This is a genomic window from Saccharopolyspora erythraea NRRL 2338 (assembly GCF_000062885.1).
GTDB lineage: Bacteria > Actinomycetota > Actinomycetes > Mycobacteriales > Pseudonocardiaceae > Saccharopolyspora_D > Saccharopolyspora_D erythraea.
In genome coordinates this window covers 3,368,902-3,386,057 of record NC_009142.1, presented here as the reverse complement: position 1 = coordinate 3,386,057, position 17,156 = coordinate 3,368,902, and the positions used below count along the sequence as shown (strand labels likewise).

21 protein-coding genes are annotated in these 17,156 nt (G+C 71.6%); 2 read left to right on the top strand and 19 right to left on the bottom strand.

Annotated elements, in window-relative coordinates; translation table 11 throughout:
- Nucleotides 1-33 precede the first annotated feature (33 nt).
- On the top strand, nt 34-918 hold the full coding sequence (locus tag SACE_RS14935; protein ID WP_009945348.1) for a LysR family transcriptional regulator: 885 nt from the start codon (nt 34-36) through the stop codon (nt 916-918).
- 162 nt (nt 919-1,080) lie between these two features.
- Here the strand turns inward: SACE_RS14935 and SACE_RS14930 are convergent, their stop codons facing one another.
- The gene (locus SACE_RS14930; RefSeq protein WP_009945349.1) at nt 1,081-1,821 is read right to left on the bottom strand and encodes a hypothetical protein; all 741 of its coding nucleotides are present in this window, start codon (nt 1,819-1,821) and stop codon (nt 1,081-1,083) included.
- A gap of 123 nt (nt 1,822-1,944) precedes the next feature.
- Here SACE_RS14930 and hypF point away from each other — a divergent pair, with 123 nt between their 5' ends.
- A complete protein-coding gene (hypF, locus tag SACE_RS14925; protein ID WP_021341567.1) occupies nt 1,945-4,239 on the top strand; it encodes a carbamoyltransferase HypF in 2,295 nt (764 codons plus the stop codon).
- On the opposite strand, the gene hypB is transcribed toward hypF, so the two are convergent.
- From hypB to SACE_RS14840, 18 genes are all read right to left on the bottom strand, one after another.
- Entirely contained in the window at nt 4,190-5,086 is an 897-nt protein-coding gene (hypB, locus tag SACE_RS14920) for a hydrogenase nickel incorporation protein HypB (protein WP_011873927.1), read from the bottom strand. The two genes, hypF and hypB, sit on opposite strands and share 50 nt — an antisense overlap.
- A 3-nt stretch (nt 5,087-5,089) precedes the next feature.
- A complete protein-coding gene (locus tag SACE_RS14915; RefSeq protein ID WP_009945354.1) occupies nt 5,090-5,419 on the bottom strand; it encodes a hydrogenase maturation nickel metallochaperone HypA/HybF in 330 nt (109 codons plus the stop codon).
- Nucleotides 5,420-5,429: 10 nt separating this feature from the next.
- Nucleotides 5,430-6,542, bottom strand: coding sequence for a hydrogenase expression/formation protein HypE (hypE, locus tag SACE_RS14910; protein WP_044547898.1), 1,113 nt, complete (start codon nt 6,540-6,542; stop codon nt 5,430-5,432).
- Between the two features lie 65 nt (nt 6,543-6,607).
- Nucleotides 6,608-7,735: a hydrogenase formation protein HypD gene (gene hypD / locus SACE_RS14905; RefSeq protein ID WP_009945356.1), complete on the bottom strand. Its 1,128-nt coding sequence runs from the start codon at nt 7,733-7,735 to the stop codon at nt 6,608-6,610.
- Between the two features lie 10 nt (nt 7,736-7,745).
- A complete protein-coding gene (locus SACE_RS14900; protein WP_009945357.1) occupies nt 7,746-8,018 on the bottom strand; it encodes a HypC/HybG/HupF family hydrogenase formation chaperone in 273 nt (90 codons plus the stop codon).
- 22 nt (nt 8,019-8,040) lie between these two features.
- Nucleotides 8,041-8,721, bottom strand: a complete 681-nt coding sequence (locus SACE_RS14895) for a D-sedoheptulose-7-phosphate isomerase (protein ID WP_021341566.1) — start codon at nt 8,719-8,721, stop codon at nt 8,041-8,043.
- The gene (locus SACE_RS14890; RefSeq protein ID WP_009945359.1) at nt 8,718-8,948 is read right to left on the bottom strand and encodes a HypC/HybG/HupF family hydrogenase formation chaperone; all 231 of its coding nucleotides are present in this window, start codon (nt 8,946-8,948) and stop codon (nt 8,718-8,720) included. Before SACE_RS14890 ends, SACE_RS14895 begins: the two co-directional genes overlap by 4 nt.
- Entirely contained in the window at nt 8,945-9,568 is a 624-nt protein-coding gene (locus SACE_RS14885) for a D-sedoheptulose-7-phosphate isomerase (protein ID WP_009945360.1), read from the bottom strand. The genes SACE_RS14890 and SACE_RS14885 overlap by 4 nt, the downstream gene beginning before the upstream one ends.
- Before the next feature lie 119 nt (nt 9,569-9,687).
- Nucleotides 9,688-9,819 carry a DUF6893 family small protein gene (locus SACE_RS39730; protein ID WP_009945361.1) on the bottom strand — a complete coding sequence of 44 codons (132 nt, stop codon included), beginning with the start codon at nt 9,817-9,819 and terminating at the stop codon, nt 9,688-9,690.
- A gap of 7 nt (nt 9,820-9,826) precedes the next feature.
- A complete protein-coding gene (locus SACE_RS14880) occupies nt 9,827-10,546 on the bottom strand; it encodes a hypothetical protein (RefSeq protein ID WP_009945362.1) in 720 nt (239 codons plus the stop codon).
- Nucleotides 10,543-11,268: a DUF6084 family protein gene (locus SACE_RS14875; RefSeq protein WP_009945363.1), complete on the bottom strand. Its 726-nt coding sequence runs from the start codon at nt 11,266-11,268 to the stop codon at nt 10,543-10,545. Before SACE_RS14875 ends, SACE_RS14880 begins: the two co-directional genes overlap by 4 nt.
- On the bottom strand, nt 11,265-11,474 hold the full coding sequence (locus SACE_RS14870) for a hypothetical protein (RefSeq protein WP_173401308.1): 210 nt from the start codon (nt 11,472-11,474) through the stop codon (nt 11,265-11,267). Before SACE_RS14870 ends, SACE_RS14875 begins: the two co-directional genes overlap by 4 nt.
- A gap of 1 nt (nt 11,475) precedes the next feature.
- The gene (locus SACE_RS14865) at nt 11,476-12,132 is read right to left on the bottom strand and encodes a DUF5947 family protein (protein WP_009945365.1); all 657 of its coding nucleotides are present in this window, start codon (nt 12,130-12,132) and stop codon (nt 11,476-11,478) included.
- A 3-nt stretch (nt 12,133-12,135) separates the two neighbouring features.
- Nucleotides 12,136-12,675, bottom strand: coding sequence for a NifU family protein (locus SACE_RS14860; RefSeq protein ID WP_009945367.1), 540 nt, complete (start codon nt 12,673-12,675; stop codon nt 12,136-12,138).
- Between the two features lie 15 nt (nt 12,676-12,690).
- The gene (locus SACE_RS14855) at nt 12,691-14,481 is read right to left on the bottom strand and encodes a nickel-dependent hydrogenase large subunit (RefSeq protein WP_009945368.1); all 1,791 of its coding nucleotides are present in this window, start codon (nt 14,479-14,481) and stop codon (nt 12,691-12,693) included.
- Between the two features lie 21 nt (nt 14,482-14,502).
- On the bottom strand, nt 14,503-15,543 hold the full coding sequence (locus SACE_RS14850; RefSeq protein WP_009945369.1) for an NADH-quinone oxidoreductase subunit B family protein: 1,041 nt from the start codon (nt 15,541-15,543) through the stop codon (nt 14,503-14,505).
- A 166-nt stretch (nt 15,544-15,709) separates the two neighbouring features.
- Nucleotides 15,710-16,231 (bottom strand): hydrogenase maturation protease, encoded by a 522-nt coding sequence (locus tag SACE_RS14845; RefSeq protein WP_009945371.1) that lies wholly within the window; start codon nt 16,229-16,231, stop codon nt 15,710-15,712.
- A complete protein-coding gene (locus SACE_RS14840) occupies nt 16,228-17,142 on the bottom strand; it encodes a hypothetical protein (protein ID WP_009945373.1) in 915 nt (304 codons plus the stop codon). The genes SACE_RS14845 and SACE_RS14840 overlap by 4 nt, the downstream gene beginning before the upstream one ends.
- Between the last annotated feature and the right edge of the window lie 14 nt (nt 17,143-17,156).

Below are 17,156 nucleotides of genomic sequence, written 5' to 3'. Positions count from 1 at the left end.
GATCGATTCAAGCAACGAGAGCGATTGATCCGAATGGAGCTGCGGCAACTGGAGTACTTCGTCGCGGTCGCGGAGGAGTGCCACTTCACCCGGGCCGCCAAGCGGCTGCACGTCGCCCAGTCCGGGCTGTCGGCGTCGATCCGGTCGCTGGAGCGGGAGCTGGGCGCACGGCTGTTCCACCGCACGACCCGCAACGTCACGCTCACCGCCGCCGGTCACGCCCTGCTCCACGAGGCCCGGCGGGCACTCTGCGCGGTCGACTCGGCACGCGACGCCGTCGCGGCCGTACGCGGGCTGCTGCGAGGTGAGCTGTCCATCGGCACGTTGCAGTGCCTGCACGTGGTGGACCTGCCCCCGGTGCTGGCCGGGTTCGTCACCGCGCACCCCGGCATCGAGGTCCGGCTCCGCCAGGGCGGCTCTGGAGACCTCGCGGAGCAAGTGCGTGCCGGACGCCTGGACCTCGCGTTCGCCGTCCGGCCCGCCCGCTGCCCGGACGGCGTGCTGGTGCACAGCCTCGACACCGAGCCGCTGGTCCTGGCCTGCGCCGGTGACCACCCGATGGCCGAGCGCGACCGGGTCGACCCGCGCGAGCTCGGCGAGCAGCCGTTCGTCGACTTCCACCCCGACTGGGGAACACGCGACGTGGTCGACCGCGTGCTGGCGGAAACGGGGGTCGAGCGGCGGGTCGCCCTCGAGGTCACCGACGTGCACTCGCTGCTGGAGCTGGTCGCCTGCGGGCTGGGCATCGCGCTGGTGCCGCGGTCGTTCTCGGCCAAGAACGGGCAGGTGCGCTTCGTCCCGCTCGCCTCCCCCGCGCCGACCTGGGAGACGGTGGCCATCACCAGCGACCCGACCAGCACCGCCGCGGCGGCCCTGCTGCGCGACGTCCAGGAAGCGAGCAGGCGCGCGTCAACCTGAGGCCGTGCCTTCCGGCGCGGCGACCCGTGTCGCGCCGGGCGGGGCGAGAACTCGGCGAGCCTGGCGGAAGGGCTCGTGCGGTGCGGTCCGTACCGAGCCGGCTCGGTCGGCGCCGAGCCGGCTCGGTCGGCGCCGAGCCGGCGCGCTTCGCGCCGCGGCGGGCTACCGCGGCGAGTCCGCCGCCGGACCGGGGCCGTAGTGGTCGACCTCCGGCTTGGCGACCTCCTCCTCGCTGACCCGCTCCTCGCCCCTGCGCCGGAAGAACTGGAAGCCGGGGATGCCGACTATCGCGCGCCGGACGTCGTGGGTGACCTCCAGCAGCTCGTGGATCTCGGGGCCGACGCGGTCCAGGGTGCGCAGGATCGGCAGCACGTCCCGGAGCACGTGGTCGGTCAGCACGGGCAGCTCGTCCACCAGCCGGATCGCGGCCTCGACCTCCTTGTCGGAGAGCTCGTCGACGAACCGGTCGGCCAGCGGGGCGAACCGCCGCGCCGTCGGCGCGTAGGCGGCCAGCAGCCCGTCTGCGGTGGAGGTCGCGCGCTGGGCCACGACGATCGTCTTCGCCGCCTCGTCGGTGACACCACCCGCGCGGTTGACCAGGCCCTCGGCGGAGGCGGCGATGCGCCCCGCGTCGGCCACCGCCGCGCGGGCCGCGTCGGCGACCGCGCGGGTGTCCCGCAGCAGCGCCTCGGCGTCCTCGGCGGTCCTCGTGGTGCGCTGGACGAGCTCGTCGGCGCGGTCGACGACCGCCTGCACGCGGGTCAGCAGGGCCTCCGCCCCGTCGACCAGCCCGAGCACGCGGCCCGGTAAGGCGGCGACCGCGGTGGCCGACTCGACTGCCCACCCGACCGTGGACTTCGCCAGGCCGAGAACATCACTGGGCGTGGGGATCCGGATGACCATGCCTCCCGACTTAGCACATCCGGGCGGCAGGACGCCACCGACTGGAGGACAGTTCGCGGCTACCGGCAGCGCGAAAACACCGTCGGTGCAAGGAAGAACGCGGATCGGCGCCGGTTCCGCCGGATGGCTGTGGCCGCGTACCGGCGCGACACTGGACGGGTGAACGGGCGAGTCCGGGTGCGGGTCAGGGTCCAGGGTGTGGTGCAGGGCGTGGGTTTCCGCCCTTTCGTCCATTCGCTGGCCACCCGGCTCGGTCTGGCCGGACACGTCGGCAACGACCTGCACGGCGTGTTCATCGAGGTGGAGGGCACCGAGGAAGCCGTCGAGCTGTTCGTGGCGTCCCTGCGGCCGCAGGCCCCGCCGCTGGCGGTGGTCGAGGACGTCGCGGCGGTGCCGGTGGAGCCGTTGGGCGACACCGGTTTCCACATCGTCGCCAGCTCCTCGGCAGGCCACCGCGAAGCGCTCGTGTCGGCCGACAGCGCCACCTGCGACGACTGCCTCCGCGAGCTGTCGGACCCCGGCGACCGGCGCTTCGGCTATCCCTTCGTCAACTGCACCAACTGCGGTCCGCGGTTCACCATCGTCCGCGACGTGCCCTACGACCGTCCGCTGACCACGATGGCCGGCTTCGCCATGTGCGCCGCCTGCGCCGCGGAGTACGGCGACACCGCCGACCGGCGCTTCCACGCGCAGCCGGTGTGCTGCCGGGCGTGCGGGCCGACGCTCGCCCTGCTCGACGCCTCCGGTGCTCCGCGCGGGGGCGACCCGGTCGAGGAGGCCGCGGCGGTGCTCGCGCGTGGCGAAGTGCTCGCGGTCAAGGGACTCGGCGGCTACCACCTCGCGGTGGACGCCACCGACGAGGACGCGGCGCTGGCGCTGCGCAAGCGGAAGCTGCGCGAGGACAAGCCGTTCGCGGTGATGGTGGCCACTGTGGACCACGCCCGCGAGCTGGTCACCCTCGACGACACCGAGGCCGAGCTGCTGACCTCGCGCCGTCGCCCGATCGTGCTGCTGCGGCTGCGGTCCGGCACGGGGCCGATCGCCCCCGCCGTGGCGCCGGGCAACCCGCGTCTGGGGCTCATGCTGCCGTACACGCCGCTGCACCACCTCCTGCTGCGCCGATGCGCCACACCGATCGTGCTCACCAGCGGCAACGTCTCCGACGAACCGATCGCCCACCAGGACGACGACGCGTTGCGACGGCTTTCCGGCATCGCCGACGCGTTCCTCACCCACGACCGACCCATCCACGTCCGCACCGACGACTCGGTGGTGCGCGCGTTCCGCGGCCGGCCGATGCTGGTGCGCCGGTCCCGCGGCTACGCCCCGGAACCACTCGCGGTGCCCTGGGAGTTCCCGCGTCCCGTGCTCGCCTGCGGCGCGGAGCTGAAGAACACCTTCAGCGTCGCCAAGCAGCGGCACGTCTTCGTCTCCCACCACATCGGGGACCTGGAGAACTACGAGACGCTGAAGTCGTTCACCAGTGGCGTCGAGCACTTCCGCAAGCTGTTCGACGTGCGGCCCGCGATCGTGGCGCACGACCTGCACCCCGAGTACCTGTCGACCAAGTACGCCCGCGAGCTGACCGGCGTCGAGCTGACCGGCGTCCAGCACCACCACGCGCACATCGCCTCCTGCCTGGCCGACAACACCGAGACCGGACCGGTGATCGGCGTCGCCTTCGACGGGCTGGGCTACGGCACCGACGGCACCCTGTGGGGCGGGGAGTTCCTGGTGGCCGGACTCGCCGACTTCGAACGCGCGGCGCACCTCGCGCCGGTCCCCATGCCCGGTGGCGCGGCAGCGATCCGCCAGCCCTGGCGGATGGCGGTCTCCCACCTGATCGCATGCGGGGAGCTGGCGGAGGACGAAGTGCTGCGCCGCAACCCGAGCTGGCCGGAGGTCGCCCAGCTCGTCGAGCACGGCCTCAACTCGCCGCTGACCTCGAGCGCGGGCAGGCTCTTCGACGCGGTGGCCGCGATCCTCGGCGTCCGCGACATGGTCAGCTACGAGGGCCAGGCCGCCATCGAGCTCGAACAGCTCGCCGACCGGCACGAACCCGGCGCGTACCGGACGGGAGACCCGCGGGGCGGAGCCATTCCGGCAACCGACCTGGTGCGTGCCGCCGTCCACGACGTGCGTGCCGGTGTGCGGCCACCGGTCGTGTCGGCGAGGTTCCACAACGGACTGGCGCGGCTGGTCACCGAAGCGTGCGAGCGGATCAGGCTCTCGACGGGCCTGCACGCGGTCGCCCTCTCGGGCGGGGTGTTCCAGAACATGCTGCTGCTGGAACGAACGGTGGCCCGGCTGGAGTCGCGCGGCTTCCGCACCCTGACCCACTCCCGGGTGCCCGCCAACGACGGCGGGATCAGCTTCGGTCAGGCGGTTGTCGCCGGGGCGCGGGACCGGCTGCGCTGACCGCGTCTCCCGGATCCGCCAGGCTGTCGCGCAGCCAGCCGTACCAGCGGTCCAGCCCTTGGCCCGTGGTCGCCGAGACCTCCACGATCCGCGCTCGCGGCCTGACCTGCCGCACGTTCGCGGCGAACGCCTCGACGTCGAAGTCCAGGTGCGGCAGCAGGTCGACCTTGTTCAGCACCACCAGGTCGGCGGTGCGGAACATGTGCGGGTACTTCAGCGGCTTGTCCGCGCCCTCGGTGACCGAGGCGATCACGACCCGGAACCGCTCCCCCAGGTCGAACAGCGCCGGGCACACCAGGTTTCCCACGTTCTCCACGAAGACCACCGAGCGCCGCGGCGGGTCCAGCGCCCGCAGGGCGTCGCCGAGCATGCCGGCGTCGAGGTGGCAGCCCGCTCCGGTGTTGACCTGCACGACCCGGCAGCCGGTGGCGCGGATGCGCTCGGCGTCGAAGCGGGTCTCCTGATCGCCCTCGACCACCGAGACACCGACCTCGGTGCCGAGCTCGCGCAGCGTGCGTTCGAGCAGCGTGGTCTTGCCCGAGCCCGGCGAGCTCATCAGGTTGAGAGCGAGGACCCCGTTTCCGGACAGCCATCGGCGGTTCTGCTCTGCCAGCCGGTCGTTCTTGGCCAGCACCCGCTGTTCGAGGTCGATCGTCCGCGCGTCTTCCCGGTCGCCGTGCCCGTGCCCGTTGTCGTGGCCATGACCGTGGCCGTGCCCGTCACCATGTCCATGTCCATGTCCATGTCCGTGTCCATGTCCGTGGCCGTGCCCGTCGCCGTGGTCGTCCGCGTCCGGCCCGCTGATCCGCGTGCCCGCGTCGTCCGAGCATCCGCACGTGGCGCACATCGTCTACTCCACCTCCACCGATCTGATCCGCAGTTCGCGGCCGGCCAGCACCGCCACGTCGCCCCCACCGCAGCGGCAGAGCGCGATCGGGCCGGTCACGTCGAACTCGTTCCCGCAGTCGCGGCAGGCACCCCACCCGGCCGGTTCGGCGATCTCCAGCCTGGCGCCCTCCAGCGCGGTTCCCTCCGCCACCAGGTCGAAGCAGAACCGCACGGAGTCGGCGACCACTCCGGAGAGCCTGCCGATCTCCAGGTGCACGCAGGTGACCCTGGCGTCGGCGACGGCGTCGAGCACCGCCTCCGCGATGCCCTGGGTGATCCCCAGCTCGTGCACGTCGCCGCGCTCAGCAGATCCGGGGCAGCGGGTCGCCGACGAGCAGGTCGACGATCCTGGTGCCGCCGAACGCGGTGTTGAGCAGCACCAGCCCCGGCGGGTCGTCCCCGATCCGCCCGATCAGCGCCGCGCCGCCGCCCAGCGGGTGCGACCGCAGCGCCGCCAGCGCGGTCTCGGCCTGCGCCCCGTCGACGACCACCACGATCCGGCCCTCGCAGGCGACGTAGAGCGGGTCGATGCCCAGCAGCTCGCAGGCGCCGCGAACCTCGGTGCGCACCGGGACCTCGGCCTCGTCCACCACGACCGACACGTCCGATGCCCTGGCGATCTCGTTCAGCACGGTGGCCACGCCGCCGCGGGTCGCGTCGCGCATCGCCCGGACGCCGGGAACGGCCGCCAGCAGGCCGGCGACCATGCCGTTGACGGCGGCGGTGTCGGAGGTGATGTCGGCGTCGATGTCCAGCTCGCCGCGTTCGAGCATCACCGTCACGCCGTGGTCCCCGATCGGACCCGACACCAGCACCGCGTCGCCGGGCCGGGCGGTGTCGGCCCCCAGCCGGTGGCCGGTCTCGATGAGGCCGACGCCGGCGGTGTTGACGTAGCAGCCGTCCGCCTTGCCCTTCTGCACGACCTTGGTGTCCCCGGTGACGACCTGAACGCCCGCGCGCGCAGCCGCCGCCGACATCGACTCGACGATGCGGGTCAGCTCGGCGACCGGGAAGCCCTCCTCGATGATGAAGCCCGCCGACAGGTAGAGCGGGGTCGCTCCGGAGACCGCCAGGTCGTTCACCGTGCCGTTGACGGCGAGGTCGCCGATGTCGCCGCCGGGGAAGAACAGCGGGGAGACCACGAAGGAGTCGGTCGTGAACGCCAGCCGGGATCCGTTGACCGCGAGCTCGGCGCCGTCCTCCATCCGCTCCAGCAGCGGGTTGCGGAAGCTCTCCAGGAAGATCGCCTCGACCAGCGTCTGGGTCGCCTTGCCACCCGAACCGTGGGCCAGCGTGACGCGGTCCTCCTTGACCTTCGCCTTGCGCCGTCGCGCCCGGTCGATGCGTTCGAGGACCTGCTCCTCGCGCGTGGCGTGGCCGGAGCCCGGCTGCCCTTCCCGCTCGTGGTGGACCATCGCGTCGGCGACCCACCCCGGCGTGCGCCCCGGCTCCACGCCGGCGGTGGCGTCCTGATCGCTGCTCACGTCCTGCTCGCCTCCTTGACGCGTTCGCGGCTGAAGCGGCCGAAGTTGTAGTAGGCGGCGCAGGCGCCCTCCGGCGAGACCATGCACGTCCCGATCGGCGTCTCCGGCGTGCAGGCGGTGCCGAACACCTTGCACTCCCACGGTTTGAGCACGCCCTTGAGGACCTCGCCGCACTGGCACGCCTTCGGGTCGGCGACGCGGACCCCGGGCAGCTCGAACAGCTTCTCGGCGTCGAACCGCTCGTAGCGCTCGCGCAGGCGCAGCGCCGAGTGCGAGATGAAGCCCAGCCCGCGCCACTCGAAGTACGGGCGCAGCTCCATGGTCCGCGAGATGACCGCCAGCGCGGTGGTGTTGCCGTCCCACGGCACGACGCGGGTGTACTGGTTCTCGACCTCCGAACGGCCTTCGGCGAGCTGGAGCAGCAGCATGTAGACCGACTGCAGGATGTCCAGTGGCTCGAAGCCGGAGACCACCAGCGGCTTGCCGTAGTCGCGGGCGATGAACTCGTAGGGACGGCAGCCGATCACCGTCGAGACGTGGCCGGGACCGAGGAACCCGTCCAGCCGCAGGTCCGGTGAGTCCAGGATCGCCTTGATCGCCGGGATGATGGTCACGTGGTTGCAGAAGACCGAGAAGTTCTCCAGCCCCTCCTGCTCCGCGCGCAGCAGCGTCATCGCCGTGGACGGCGCGGTGGTCTCGAACCCGATGGCCATGAACACCACGTGCTGCTCGGGGTTCTGCCGCGCGAGCTTGATCGAGTCCAGCGGCGAGTAGACCATCCTGATGTTGGTGCCCTCGGCGTTGGAGTCGAAGAAGGTGCCGTTGCCGCCGGGCACCCGCATCATGTCGCCGAACGAGGTCATCAGCACGCCGGGGCGGCCTGCGATGTGGATCGCGTCGTCGACGCGGCCCATCGGGATCACGCACACCGGGCAGCCGGGACCGTGCACCAGCGTGATGTTCTCCGGGAGGTAGTCCTCCAGGCCGTGCTTGTAGATCGTGTGGGTGTGCCCGCCGCACACCTCCATGAACTTGTACTGGCGGCCCGGTTCGCACAGGTCCCTGATCTTGGCCGACAGCGCGCGGGCCTTGGCCGCGTCGCGGTACTCGTCGACGAAACGCATGGGGCGGCTCCTAGTCGATGCGCGAGTCGTGCAGGGCTTCGAGCTCGTCGGCGTAGGCCTGGCCGACGCTCTCCAGGAACTCCAGGACCGCCCGCGCCTCGGACTCGTCTATTTTGGACAGCGCGAAGCCGACGTGGATCAGCACCCACTCGCCCGGCTCCGGCGGCTCGTCGCCCAGCAGGCCGATGTTGATGTTGCGGCGGACGCCGCTGACGTCCACCTTGGCCAGTTCGGGCCGGTCGGCGAGGACTTCGAGCACCTCACCCGGAATCGCCAGGCACATCTGCTCTCCTCAGGTCGGTCGGTCAGTCGGCGGGACCCAGCGCCGTGGCGGTGAGCTCCCACAGCGCGTGGTAGAGCGTGGTCTGGGCCTCCTGGATGCGGTGCACCGAGGCCGAGGGCACCACGAACAGGTGGTGGATGCCGGCGGACTCGGCCATCTTGCCGCCCCGGTCGCCCGCGATGCCCACGGTGAGCATCCCGCGGCGGGCGGCCTCGTCGAAGGCGCGCAGGAGGTTGGCCGAGTTGCCGCTGGTGGACAGGCCGACGGCGATGTCCTGGGGACGCCCGAACGCGCCGATCTGGCGCGCGAAGACCACGTCGAAGCCGACGTCGTTGGACAGCGCCGTGACCACGGCGATGTCGCTGGTGAGACCGAACGCGGGCAGCGCGCGCCATCCCGGCCCCGGGTGCAGGAACAGGCTCGCCAGGTCCTGGGCGTCGGTGGAGCTTCCGCCGTTGCCGAAGGCGAACAACCGCGCCCCGGCGCGGAAGCGCTCGGCCATCGCCTCGGCGCACTCGACCAGCTTCCGGCCGTCGCGCAGCCGGACCTGCTCGCGCAGCGCCATGATCTCACGGACCTTGTCCTGAGTGGACCGCCTGACCTCGTTCAGCACGCCGCCGACGTCGGTGTGGGCGGGACTGAGGAACGGGTAGAGCGCCTCGGTCCCGGAAGCCTCGCCGCGAGTGGAGTCCACGTCGCTCACCCCTTCATGATCGCGATGGCTTCGCGGGCGTGGACCAGCACGGTGTCGCCGACGCGGGCCGGGACGAGGGCCACGCTCACTTCCTCCTCGCCCGCGTCGGTGGCCACCAGCGCCAGCCCGTCGTCGAGCAGCCGCAGGACCTCGACGGCGACCGCCTCGTCCGAGCACGTCACGCAGCGCTCACCGGTGCACGCCGGTGCCTGCTCCCGCGACGGCCCGGCGCTCATGCGCCCGCCTCCGCCTCGAGCGTGCCCGGGTGGTCGAAGAACACGTGCACCAGCTCCCACAGCACGTGGTACATCGTCACGTGCACCTCCTTGACGACGCGGGGATCGGTGGCCCGCGCGACGAGCACGTGGTCGAACCCGCCCGCCGCGATCGAACCGCCGTCGCCGCCGACCAGCCCGACGGTCAGCAGCCCCCGGGCGCGCGCCGCCTCCAGCCCGCGGCGGACGTTTGCGCAACGCCCGTCGGTGGAGATGCCCAGCGCGATGTCGTCGGGGTCGGCGAGGTGGTGCACCTGGTGGGCGAAGATCTCGTCGAGGCCGCTGCCGCTGGCGACGCCGGTCACGGTGGCCACGTCGGAGGTGAGCGAGACGGCGGGCAGCGCGCGCTTGCCCACGATCACGGGGTGCACGAACTCCACCGCCACGTGCTGGGCGTCGGTGCTGGGACCGCCGTTGCCGAAGACGACGAGCTTGCCGCCGGCGTGGAACCGGCGCGCCATCGCGTGGCAGGTCCGCGCGACCGCCTCGGCGTCGTCCAGCAGTTCGGCCACGGGATCGGCGCGGCGCGCGAAGATCACGTCCAGCGCGTCGCAGGCGCCGTTGTCGGACGACCGTTGCATGCGGTCACTTCTCCCATGGGTCCGTGTTCGCGGGCGGTCTCAAGCTAAGTCCGGTGCGGCGGGCCCACAAATCGATCAGACCCGCCCGTGCGTGACGACCGTCGATGTTGGACGGTCGTTCACATCCGCTCGGACTTGATGTAGCGCCGGATCTCCGGAAGCTGCTTCAGCACCGCGAACAGCGCGGTGGCGGCGAGGAGGGCCGCGGTGATGCGCAGCGCCCGCCGCGAGATGTGGATTTCGTCGCACATGGGGAACTCACCGTCCTGTCGGTGCCTGGCGGGCCGTCGTGATGTCCCCGACCAGGGTGTCGAGGACCCGGACCGCTTCGTCGAGGTGTTCGGCCGCGCCGCCGCGCGCCGGCTCACCGGCCAGCACGAGAACCCGGCCGCAGTGCCGCTGGAGCCGCCGCGTGAGGGCGAAGACGAACGCCGCGTCGTCGGACTCCGGAGTGGTCACCGCGGCGGCCTCCCACACCGACACGGCACCGGGCCGGCGGCCCTGCCGCAGCGCGCAGACCAGCAACACGGCGTGGAAGTCCTCGTCGGCCACCGCGCGCACGAGATCCGACGTCCGGATGCCGAAGTCGTTGAGGCGCACGTCGTGGCGGTGCTCCCGGGCCCGCAGCCGCTCGACCACGGAGGCGCCGAACCCGCCACCGGGGACGAACGCGTCACCGACCGCGGCCACCAGGACCGCGCTGCCGTCCTGCTCGCCGCCGATCGGTTCCAGCTCCTCGGGCGCGAAGAAGAAGCGGTGCCCGATCTGGCTCATCGCGCCGAGGTCGCAGGCGGGGTCGCCGTCGAGGGCGACCACGACGTGGATCCGGCCGTCCTCGTACTCCTCCACCCGGTCCACCCGCGCGGTCCGGCCCGACAGCGTCAGGTCGACGATGTCGGCGCGCTGCGCGGGCCGCAGCCGGACCCGGCTGCCCCTGCGGAACTCGACGCCCCGGCCCGCGGGCTCCACCGCGCTCATGGCTGTCGTCCCGGATCCGGCTCGACGTCGTCGAGCAGTGCGTTGACCACCTCGTCCCACCCGCCTGCCGCGGACCGGCTCCTGCGGGCGTAGAGCCGCTCGAAGGTGTCCCGGGATAGGCGCAGCCACGCGTTGCCGGGCGAAGAGGCGTCGACCACCTCGTGCCACAGCTCCGCGGGCAGCAAGAACGTCGTGTCGGTCGACCACGAGATCTGCGCGGTGCGCAGCCGCCCGTCCTCGCCTTCGAAGAAAACGGTGCCGTTGAACATGAAGTCCAGCGGGACACCGCCGTCGCGCACCGCCAGGAAGTACTTTGCCACGGCCAGCTCGACGTCCCACGTGCACGCCACGGGCACCTCGGTCGCGGTGCTGTCGGTGAACGGCGCGACCACCGTCGTCGACCGGGCCCACGGCAGCGGACGCATCGTGCGGGCCCACTGGTCGGGAGTGCCGAACAGCTCGGTGAGCAGCGCCTGCTCCTCCGGCCGGTAGCGCCGTCGGGGCGCCGCGATCCGGACGGTCGTGGTGAGCGTGATGGAGCGGACCGGGCCACCGCCGGTCCTGCTCACCCCGATCCGGAACGACAGCGTCGGCACCGCCGCGAAGCGCACCGGTGCCGCGCCGGTGACCTGGAAGGCCAGCTCCGGCGCCGCCTGCCGCCCGTCCGGCTCACCGGCACCGGCGCGGGCGCCGGCCGGGACCTCCTGCTCGCCGGTGGTCACGACGGCGACAGGTTCGGCATGCCCGGCAGGATCGGCCCCTTGCGCCTCGGCCGGATCCCGGTGGAGCGCGCGGCTGTCGAGGTGCCGTCGGGCAGGTGACCGCGCTGCCGCTCGTAGTTGCCCTCGGTGTTGCCCTCCGGCACACCCCGGGTGTGGGAGGGCCCGTCGACCTTTACGTCCGGTCTGCCCACTCTGATCCTACCCATGTCATTCCTCCCCACCTGAGGTTCCGGCCCGCCGGCCGGCATCCGGGGACAGCTCGGCGAAGAACCGCCGCACGTGCTCCCAGACCTCGTCGCCGCCGTTGAAGCCCTGCCACCGGGTGCGCAGCACCGCCACCAGCCGGTAGCACTCGTCGAGCGGCAGCAGCCAGTACTCGCGCGCACCGCCGACGCGGTTGGCCAGCAGCGCCTCCACGTCCGGTTCCAGCCCGCCCAGCACCGGGTTGTCCTCGACGAGCTGCTGCCAGGTGCCGAACTCCAGCTCGGAGCGCATCGTCCCCATCGGACTCGGGTAGTAGCCGGTGACGCGGTCGGACTCGCCGCCGCGCACGAAGAAGGCCAGGTCCACCGGAATTCCCAGGGCGGCCCAGCCGAGGTCGTCGAGCCGGAAGTCCTCCAGCGGGCGCGGTCGGGTGCGGATCAGCCGGTAGTGGCCGCCGCCGGCGGCGCGGTGGTCGAACAGGACACCGCAGGGCTGGCACGCGCAGGAGATCTCACCGGTTTCGAGGTCGACGAGGTGGCGGTGGCCTCCGGGCAGCGGCTCGGAGCACAGGTCGCATCGTTCCTCGGGGGCGGCCTCCCCCGCGGTCGGCTGCCCCCGCGCCATCCGGCGCAGCGGTGAACCGGCGAACGAACGCGTCATCGCTCACGCACCACCCGGAACGCTTCCACCGGCGAACAGCGCCTCCACCGGGATCACCGCCGCCGCCTTCGGCGCCGGCTCCTCCACCACCTCGACGCGGCCGACCTCCGGGGCGGCCTGGGACAGGGCGTCCTCCACGGCCGCCCGCAGGCGACCGGACGTCGAACCGCAGCCACCCGAGCCGATCCGCACGCGCACCGCCCCTTCGGTGAAGGACAGCAGCTCCACGCCGCCGCCCGCGAAGCGCGCCACCTCGGCCAGGACCCGCCGCACCCGGGTCTCGGTGTCCACCGGGTGCAGGTCGTGCACCAGCAGCAGGTGCGAGACCAGCTCGTCCTCGCCCAGCTCGGTGAGCAGTGCGCGGTCGCCGGAGCGCTCGACGCGCTCCAGCACCCGCGCGAGGCAGTCGCCGTAGAGGGCGACCAGCGCCCGCACCGCCTCCAGCGCCTGCGCGCCCGCGGCGTCCTGGCGCGACTCCAGCGCCGACAGCAGCGCCTCGACCCGGCCGACGTGCTCCCTGGCCTGCTCATCGTCCCAAGACATGGCGTCCCCGTCCCGTCACGCCGAGCCGCCGAACATCGGCGAATGCGACTTCTGCAGCACCCGGCCACCGCCGAGGTACATGTGGACCCCGCACGGCAGGCACGGGTCGAAGCTGCGCACGGTGCGCATGATGTCGATGCCCTTGAAGTCGTCGGGCCCGTTCTCCTCGAAGATCGGCTGGCCCTGCACCGCGTCCTCGTAGGGCCCCGGCGTGCCGTAGAAGTCGCGCGGGCTGGCGTTCCACGGCGTCGGCGGGTACGGGTGGTAGTTGGCGATCTTGCCGTCGCGGATGACCAGGTGGTGCGACAGCACACCGCGCACGGCCTCGTGGAACCCGACGCCGATGGCCTCGTCCGGGACGTTGAAGTCGGCGAACACCTTGGTGTTGCCCGAGCGCACCTCGGCCAGCGCGCGGTCCAGGAAGTACTGCGCCATCCCCGCGGCGTAGGCGACGAAGTACATCCGCGCGCGGTTGCGCTCGATCGTGTTGGGGAACGCCGGCGGCGTCCACTCCAGCTGCATGTCGGGCAACGACTGGCCGCGCGGCAGGTCGATCTCCACGCTTCGCCCGGTGGAACGCACGTAGGGCGTGTTGACCAGCCCGGCCAGCGCCGTGGACCACAGCCGCGCGATCGGTCCGCCGCCGGTGTCCAGCGCGAGGTGGTCGCCGGTGCGCTTGTCGAACCAGCGCGGGCTCATCACCCAGCTGTAGTTGCCGCCGTCGAGATCGCGCTTCTGCGGCGCGGGCAGCGTGGTCTGGTTCCACGGGTGGCGCTGGTCGACCGGGTTGCCCAGCGGGTCGCGGTCGACGAACGTGTGCTCGCTCGTCCAGTCCTCGTAGTAGGAGCTGCCGAGCAGGATGCGCATCCCGAGGTTGATGTCGACCAGGTTGGTGGTGACCAGCTCGTTGTCCACCACGATGCCGGGCGTGACGAACATCGACCGGCCCCACTCGGTCATGTTGCGGTAGTCGTAGTCGACGACCTCCGGGTCCTGAAAGCAGCCCCAGCAGCCCAGCAGCGTGCGCCGCCTGCCGACCTCCTCGTAGCCGGGCAGCGCCTCGTAGAAGAAGTCGAAGACGTCGTCGTTCATCGCCACGGCGCGCTTGATGAAGTCCAGCACCCGCACCAGCCGGACCTGGTAGTCGGTGAAGACCTGCGGCGTGGCCACCGTGCCCACCCCGCCCGGGTACAGCGTGGACGGGTGCACGTGCCTGCCCTCCATGAGGCAGCACATCTCCCGGGTCACCCGGCTCATCTCCAGCGCCGCCTTGTACATCTCGCCCTCGAAGGGGTTGAAGGAGCGCATGATGTCGGCGATGGTGCGGTAGCCGTGGATGTCGCCGCGCGGCGCGGCCTTCTGCTCGGCCTGCCGGACGACGCCGGGGTTGGTCTCCGAGACCATCTTCTCGCAGAAGTCGATGAAGACCATGTTGTCCTGGAAGATGGTGTGGTCGAACATGAACTCGGCCGCCTCGCCGAGGTTGATGATCCACTCGCCCAGCGGCGGGGTCTTGACCCCGTAGGCCATGTTCTGCGCGTAGATCGAGCAGACCGCGTGGTTGTCACCGCAGATGCCGCAGATCCGGCTGGTGATGAAGTGCGCGTCGCGCGGGTCCTTGCCCTTCATGAAGACGCTGTAGCCGCGGAAGATCGAGGAGGTGCTCTTGCACTCCACGACCTCGTTGTTGGCGAAGTCGACCTTGGTGTAGATCCCCAGGTTGCCGATGATCCGGGTGATCGGGTCGAACTCGACGTCGACGATGTTGCGCTGCTGCGCACCGGCTTTGGTCCGCTGAGTGGCCATGTGTGCGTTCTCCCTCGGGGACTATCGGTTCGGCCACCGCGGCTGGTAGCCGGTGGTGAGCTCGTGGCCGTTGTGGCGCCATTTCGGTTCCCGGTCGACGTTGCGATTGGTGAAACCGCGCATCATCCGGACGAACGGGCCGTAGGCCCGCAGCAGCCCGGCCGACAGGGTGCCGCCCGGCGGTTCGTCCATGAACGGCATGAACTTGTCCGGGAAGCCCGGCATGGTGCAGGCGATGCAGATGCCGCCGACGTTGGGGCAGCCGCCGATGCCGTCCATCCAGCCGCGCTTGGTGACGTTGCAGTTCACCACCGGCCCCCAGCACCCGACCTTCACCAGGCACTTCGGCGAGTTGTAGTCCTTGGCGAAGTCGGCCTGCTCGTAGTAGGCGGCGCGGTCGCAGCCCTCGTGCACCGTCTTGCCGAACAGCCACGTCGGCCGCAGCTGCTCGTCGAGCGGGATGGTCGGAGCCAGCCCCGCGGCCTGGTGCAGCACCCACAGCAGGGTCTCCATGAAGTTGTCCGGCTGCACCGGGCATCCCGGCACGTTGACGATCGGCAGCCCGCCCGCGGTGCGGAAGTCCGGGCCGAGGTAGTCGGCCAGCCCCATGCAGCCGGTCGGGTTTCCCGCCATCGCGTGGATGCCGCCGTAGGTGGCGCAGGTGCCCGCAGCCACGACTGCCCACGCCTTCGGCGCCAGGCGGTCGATCCACTGGTTGAGGGTGATCGGCTCGCCGGTGTCCGGGTCGTTGCCCATCGAGGTCCAGTAGCCCTCGGGATTGATGTTCTCGTTGGGGATGGAGCCCTCGACGACGAAGATGAACGGCTCCAGCTCGCCGCGGGCGGCCTGGTGGAAGGCCGCCATGAAGTCCGAGCCGGTCTCGTAGGCCAGCACCTTGTTGTGCAGGTGCACCTTCGGCAGCCCCGGCACCGTGCCGAGCACCACGTCCTCGATGCTGGGCAGCGTCGCGTTGGTCACCGACACCGTGTCGCCGTCACAGCTCATCCCCTCGGATGTCCACAGGATGTGGACCTCGTCGAAGGCCGTGGGCGTCGAGCTCATCGGCCACCTCCCCCTGGTCGCCTGGCCCCGCGTCCCGTTCGGTGCGGGGACCGCCGAGCTGCGGCGGGTCCGGATTCCCAAGGTAGAGCCGGTGGCCGTGTCGCGCAGCGGGATCTTCCGTCCGTTGTGGACGACGTGATCGTCCCCTTGCGACAGTCCCGGCGGCTCAGCGGCGCGGTTCGAAACCGGGTTCCGCCCGCGGCGCGGCGGTCAGTTCGCCGACCAGCTCGCGCACGAGGCCGGCAGCCCGGTCGACGGCTCCGGCGACCGGTTCGGACAGGCCCATCCGCTCCGAGCAGTCCAGGGGCCGGCAGCCCACCACCAGCGCTCTGCCGACGCTGCCGCCGAGAGCTCTGAACAGGCCGAACACCGCGTCGGGCGTCATGCCGTGGGCGTCCATCACCGGGGCGGCCGCGCCGGGGGCCGCCGGCTCGACGGCGTCCAGGTCGACCTCGACGACCTGGACGGTGCCCGGCTCCTCCGACAGGGGCACCGCGTCCACGAGCACCACGGCGTCGTACCCGTTCATCAGCTCGTAGGCGAGGTGGACGCCGCGGACGCCGAAGTCGGCGACCCGCACGCCTGCGGGGTGTTCCTCCTCCAGCAGGCGGCCCACGACCTCCACCCCGAAGCCGTCGTCGCCCAGGAACACGTTCCCGATGCCCGCGACGAGGACCTTGCCGCTCATCGTCCCTCCCGCTGCGGGAAGCGCACCGTGCCGTGCAGGCGTTCGAGGATCTCGGGCGGCAGACCCTCGGTGCGTTCGATCAGCTCGGCCGCACGCGGGTCGGTCTCCCTGACCTCCTGCTTCTCCGCATCGGTCAGGGTCATGGTGCGCAGCGTGAGGATCTCGTCGATCTCGGTGGCGTCGAACAGGTCCCCGGGGCTCTGCGCCGACACCGCCGGGTGGTCGTAGAGGATGATCGGCGCCGACAGCACGACGTCGTTCGAGCCCGGCTCGCCCACCAGCACCGGCCAGGTGTGCTCGTTGCGACAGGACTTCGCCGCCGCGCGGGCCCGTTGCGGCGGGTCGAGCAGCGAGAGGAATCCGCCGTCCTGGACGGCCAGCATGGTGTGGGCCGACACCATGGCGCGGCGAAGCATCTCGTCGCGGCCGTCGCCCGGACGCGGCGTCCACGGAGTCCGGTTCTCCACGGTGACCGCGACCTTGCGCAGTTCCGAGGCGTCCTCGACGCCGCGCACCTCGAGGCGGACCACTCCGTTGAGCCGACACGTGCGCTCGTCTCGCCCGGCTTCGCCGTCTTCGCCGATCTCCCAGGGGAACTCGTGGGTGCCCTCGTCGCGGATGCTGGCCGCCACGGGGATCTCGCGCACCACGCCCTCATCCCACGAAGGGGTGGTCGCGTGCCTGCGCAGGTGCAGGAAGCGCACCCGGATGTCGAACACCGGTTCCGCCCCGGGCTCGACCAGGCATTCGGTCCGCGCGTGGGAGGGCTCGCCCGCGCCACCGGAGTTCGGCGCGAGCACGCCGAACTGCCAGCGCATGCGGTTCTTCAACGCCGAGGCGCGGTACGGGTAGAGCAGGTATCCCTCGAACAGGACGGCATCGGCAACGGCACGAGCGTTGTCCAGACCCATGCGTCTCCCCCGGT

Bases quoted from the DNA above. Each gene is read 5' to 3' on its own strand.
- SACE_RS14935 (WP_009945348.1), top strand. From the start codon at position 34: ATGGAGCTGCGGCAACTGGAGTACTTCGTCGCGGTCGCGGAGGAGTGC.
- SACE_RS14930 (WP_009945349.1), bottom strand. From the start codon at position 1,821: ATGGTCATCCGGATCCCCACGCCCAGTGATGTTCTCGGCCTGGCGAAG.
- hypF (WP_021341567.1), top strand. From the start codon at position 1,945: ATGGCTGTGGCCGCGTACCGGCGCGACACTGGACGGGTGAACGGGCGA.
- hypB (WP_011873927.1), bottom strand. From the start codon at position 5,086: ATGTGCGCCACGTGCGGATGCTCGGACGACGCGGGCACGCGGATCAGC.
- hypE (WP_044547898.1), bottom strand. From the start codon at position 6,542: ATGGTCCACCACGAGCGGGAAGGGCAGCCGGGCTCCGGCCACGCCACG.
- hypD (WP_009945356.1), bottom strand. From the start codon at position 7,735: ATGCGTTTCGTCGACGAGTACCGCGACGCGGCCAAGGCCCGCGCGCTG.
- SACE_RS14900 (WP_009945357.1), bottom strand. From the start codon at position 8,018: ATGTGCCTGGCGATTCCGGGTGAGGTGCTCGAAGTCCTCGCCGACCGG.
- SACE_RS14890 (WP_009945359.1), bottom strand. From the start codon at position 8,948: ATGAGCGCCGGGCCGTCGCGGGAGCAGGCACCGGCGTGCACCGGTGAG.
- SACE_RS14885 (WP_009945360.1), bottom strand. From the start codon at position 9,568: ATGCAACGGTCGTCCGACAACGGCGCCTGCGACGCGCTGGACGTGATC.
- SACE_RS39730 (WP_009945361.1), bottom strand. From the start codon at position 9,819: ATGTGCGACGAAATCCACATCTCGCGGCGGGCGCTGCGCATCACCGCG.
- SACE_RS14880 (WP_009945362.1), bottom strand. From the start codon at position 10,546: ATGAGCGCGGTGGAGCCCGCGGGCCGGGGCGTCGAGTTCCGCAGGGGC.
- SACE_RS14870 (WP_173401308.1), bottom strand. From the start codon at position 11,474: ATGGGTAGGATCAGAGTGGGCAGACCGGACGTAAAGGTCGACGGGCCC.
- SACE_RS14865 (WP_009945365.1), bottom strand. From the start codon at position 12,132: ATGACGCGTTCGTTCGCCGGTTCACCGCTGCGCCGGATGGCGCGGGGG.
- SACE_RS14860 (WP_009945367.1), bottom strand. From the start codon at position 12,675: ATGTCTTGGGACGATGAGCAGGCCAGGGAGCACGTCGGCCGGGTCGAG.
- SACE_RS14855 (WP_009945368.1), bottom strand. From the start codon at position 14,481: ATGGCCACTCAGCGGACCAAAGCCGGTGCGCAGCAGCGCAACATCGTC.
- SACE_RS14850 (WP_009945369.1), bottom strand. From the start codon at position 15,543: ATGAGCTCGACGCCCACGGCCTTCGACGAGGTCCACATCCTGTGGACA.
- SACE_RS14845 (WP_009945371.1), bottom strand. From the start codon at position 16,231: ATGAGCGGCAAGGTCCTCGTCGCGGGCATCGGGAACGTGTTCCTGGGC.
- SACE_RS14840 (WP_009945373.1), bottom strand. From the start codon at position 17,142: ATGGGTCTGGACAACGCTCGTGCCGTTGCCGATGCCGTCCTGTTCGAG.